The organism is Bacillus sp. 05T31 (assembly GCF_056396725.1).
Map to the genome: position 1 here is coordinate 1 of NZ_JBFTMA010000410.1, position 3,840 is coordinate 3,840.

At 36.2% G+C, this 3,840-nt stretch carries 5 protein-coding genes; 1 reads left to right on the forward strand and 4 read right to left on the reverse strand.

The genetic code is table 11. The features are described from left to right. Positions 1-20: 20 nt before the first annotated feature. On the reverse strand, positions 21-569 hold the full coding sequence (locus AC1DJR_RS20585; protein ID WP_477003385.1) for an NAD(P)H-dependent oxidoreductase: 549 nt from the start codon (positions 567-569) through the stop codon (positions 21-23). Between the two features lie 23 nt (positions 570-592). Next, entirely contained in the window at positions 593-1,132 is a 540-nt protein-coding gene (locus tag AC1DJR_RS20590) for an ester cyclase (protein WP_429687713.1), read from the reverse strand. Positions 1,133-1,301: 169 nt separating this feature from the next. On the opposite strand from AC1DJR_RS20590, the gene AC1DJR_RS20595 reads away from it, so the two are divergent. Further along, positions 1,302-1,640, forward strand: a complete 339-nt coding sequence (locus tag AC1DJR_RS20595; RefSeq protein WP_002166316.1) for a winged helix-turn-helix transcriptional regulator — start codon at positions 1,302-1,304, stop codon at positions 1,638-1,640. Between the two features lie 53 nt (positions 1,641-1,693). Here AC1DJR_RS20595 and AC1DJR_RS20600 read toward each other — a convergent pair whose 3' ends face one another. Next, on the reverse strand, positions 1,694-2,896 hold the full coding sequence (locus AC1DJR_RS20600; protein WP_477003386.1) for an MFS transporter: 1,203 nt from the start codon (positions 2,894-2,896) through the stop codon (positions 1,694-1,696). 361 nt (positions 2,897-3,257) lie between these two features. Beyond that, positions 3,258-3,833, reverse strand: coding sequence for a TetR/AcrR family transcriptional regulator (locus tag AC1DJR_RS20605; RefSeq protein ID WP_477003387.1), 576 nt, complete (start codon positions 3,831-3,833; stop codon positions 3,258-3,260). Positions 3,834-3,840: the final 7 nt, after the last annotated feature.

The window sequence follows — 3,840 nt, forward strand, 5'->3', positions numbered from 1 at the left end:
AAATACGGGGATGACTGTAATTATTGAATGACTTCTTCTAAATGGTTCTTCAAGTCCTCTAGATAATTCTCAACAGTAGGATTTTTCACCACATCATAACAAGCAAAACTCTTTAACGGACTCATACCAAGAAACTTCTGCACACGATGTAAATGACTAAGTGCTGATTCTAAACTTTCTCCTTCAAAGAACTTCGTCTTATCTCCAAATGCTTTTTCAGGTGCGTTCCAAGTTGTAGAAAACATATACTGCTTCTCTTTTAATAAACCRCCTGTTCCRTATTCATCTGCACCTTTAAAGAACAARCCRTATTCATAYACTTCATCCATATAWGTTTTAAATAATCCAGGAACACTAAACCAATAAATTGGTGTTTGATAAATTACAACATCAGCCCATAAAAACTTTTCTTGCTCTTCCTTAATACTGTATCCATCTTGAATCGTTGTTGTTTTCACATGATGATTCTCGCTTAATACAGTTACCATATAATCTACTAACGTTCTATTTAATCGTCCTTCTTTCGTACCATATTTTTCATGTCCATTTATAATCAATATATTTTTCATCACTTTTCTCTCCCCTATATGATCTACTCTTCAGCTATTAAACCGAGTTGCTGCTGTAGTGTAAGATTATCTTCTAAATGCCAATCTTCCGTTATCTTTCCGTCTTTCACATGTAAAATATCCATCGCAAAAAAATTGATTTTCTTACCATTATGCGTTCCTGTAAAAGAAAGATGGGCTGTTACTTTATCACCAACAACCAATAAATCTTCAATCTCACAATGTATATCAGGAACGACTTTATGAAAATTTTGCGCTGCAAATTTTAATCCTTCAACACCTTGTGGACGGCCTTTTGGCAACGTATTATCAAAGAAATTATCAGTCACAGTCTGCAGAATAAGCTCCTCTTTACCTGTATCCCAAAATTCGTAAAAGCGCTGCGCTGCATGAACCATTTCTGTCGCTTCCTTTTTACTCAGTGAAGAATCAATTGTCATTGCTTTTGGCTTTGGCATTTCTTTTAATAACTGAAATTCAGTTTTTCCCTCCACACCGCATGCTACAAGCACAATACAAATAACAAACAAACTAAGAAATCCAAATAACTTTTTTATCCCCATGGAAATCACCACCTCCTCATATAAATCCTTTCTGTTTCGTATTGCTATTGTATACGCACTAACTTCCTTTATGGAAGTAGTAATATTTTTTTCATATAGTTACGAAAAAGATAGTTTTGTGATACGATAAGGCAAATTCATTCAAAAAATTTTTATGGAGGCTATTTCCATGAGCAATATAGATCCAGTTGTATTAACGAAAGGTTTACCTGGTATACCTTGTCCTATCGCTAAAACGCTTGACGTAATTAGTACAAAATGGACATTTTTAATTATTCGAGACCTTCTTATCGAAGGAACGTTACGATTTAGTGATTTACAAAAATCAATGGATGGGATTAGTCCGAAAACATTATCGCTTCGACTAAAAGAATTAGAAGCACAAGGGATTATAACGAGAAAAGTATATCCAGAAGTTCCGCCTCGTGTAGAGTACACGTTAACGGATAAAGGAAAGCAATTAGAGGGGATATTTATTGAATTAAAGCGGTTTGGATTAAGTTTATAAACGAAAAGCCCCTTACCATAAAAATAGTAAGAGGCTTTTCGTTATTCACTACATTACTTCGCAAAACTTTGAGCTAGCTGTTTCTCTCTCCACATAAATGTAATGCCGAGACCAACGATTAAAACAACACCTGAAAATGCATATGGATAATTAATGTTTATATCAAATAATATTCCGCCCATCGCTGGTCCTGCGATATTTCCTAAGCTCGTATACGTTGAGTTCATACCAGCAACGAATCCTTGCTCTTTTCCAGCTGCTTTTGATAAAAACGTCGTTAAAGCTGGACGAAGYAAATCAAATGCTAGGAAAATAAAGCAAGTAACGAGAAGTACAMTCCAATAATTAAAGACTACAGTTGAGACGAATGCTAATACTGCACCTACAATTAAACATATTTGAATTAATACTTTCTCACCGAACATGTCAACCAATTTGCCAAACATAAATACTTGCACRACTACCCCAAAGATGGAGCTAATCGTAATAATTGCAGCAATATCTTTCGGTGTGAAACCAAACTTATGATCAGAGAACAGGCTAAACACAGTTTCATATGCTGATAATCCAAATGCGAGTACAAATACAATAATAAATGCGATTGCATACATTGGATTTAATGATTTCTTTAAATCTCCGATAAAGCTGGATTCTTTCGTATTAGCTGCAATCTCTGCAAGTTCTTCTTTCGTTAACGGCTCTTTCAAAATAAATATAGAAATCACGCATGCAACAAAGGCAATCACTGCTGCCACAAAGAACGGCACACGTATACCGTATTCTGCAATAAACCCGCCGATTCCAGGCCCTATAATAAATCCGGTGCTGATAGCTGCTGAAAGATAGCCCATCGCCTTTGGACGTTCTTGAATAGAAGTAATATCAGCAACATATGCCGTAACACCCGGCATAATAAACGCGGCACTAATTCCGCCTAACACCCTCGCTGCATAAAGCATCCACACATCTGTACCTAATCCAAAAAGRAGCTCTGAAACACCAAAAATAAATAATCCAATGATTATCATTTTCTTCCTACCGTAAATGTCGACCCAACGACCCGTAATAGGTGAAGTAATAAGCTGCGCCATCGCAAACACTGCAACGAGATAACCCATCGTCTTTCCTGTTAAATTCATATCATTCATAAAGGACGGCATAACCGGAATGATTAATCCAATCCCTAAAAAAGCGATAAATATATTACTCAAAAGAATGATCAATACCATCTTTTGTTCTTTTATCGGTTTCTTCAATTTTTAACACCTCTTCCCGTAGTTCCTCTCAAAAATAATGCCCAAGAAGCTTTTTCTTTATCCTGCTATTTGTGGGCTCATACTGCGTAAAGATGTCCCCACTCATTAGAATTTCACTCTATCCTTCCACACATACATAAACACAGGGTGAATGACTATCATTCAGTTTCCCGCAGAAATGAACCTACCTTTTCAGACAGGTTCATCTTACTACTTCTTTATCCCGCATTAACGRGCAGTAAGACTCCCACCTCAAAATTCAGCRAATGCGAGGAAGTTAGGYGGGAGATAACTGCCCTTAAATGCCCGATTGGTGAAGGCTAATAAACAGTGGGGATGAACCCTCCCACTGTTTAAAGTTTCACTTTATATGTAGTGCATGTGTTAAAAAATCTAGTACTTCTGCCTTTTGTAGCTCGACTTGCTCATCATCTTTATGATCATATAAATAAACTTGTTCCGCTGCTGATTCAACAAGAGCGATAAATAACTTTGCTGTTCTTTCTGCTTGAACCGAATCGCGAATTTCACCATCTTCTTTTGCAGCACTTAAAAATTCACTTAGCCATATATAAAGAGGCTCATATACAGCTTCCCATTCTTTTATATGTTCAGTTGATGCAAGGCCCGCATACATTAATGCTTGTATTTCACGATATTCAGCTATAAAGGTAAATACTGCATCTATTACTTGCTCAACTTTACTTGAAAAAGGTGAATCGTTCTGTACTTTTTCTTTCACTGCAAGTATCATCTTCYCAACCATCACTTCTGCTATTGCAGGCATAACAGATAACTTAGAAGGAAAATATAAATAGAAAGTTCCTTGTGCAATGCCAGCCAATTTCACGATATCAGAAATCTTCGTTTTTTCAACGCCCTTTTCCTGAAACACTTCAATAGCTGCATAGACAATTTTTTCTTTTTTATTCATCATCTAAACC

Excerpts from the sequence above, each read along its gene's own strand:
- AC1DJR_RS20590 (WP_429687713.1), bottom strand. The coding sequence starts at position 1,132 with ATGGGGATAAAAAAGTTATTTGGATTTCTTAGTTTGTTTGTTATTTGT.
- AC1DJR_RS20595 (WP_002166316.1), top strand. The coding sequence starts at position 1,302 with ATGAGCAATATAGATCCAGTTGTATTAACGAAAGGTTTACCTGGTATA.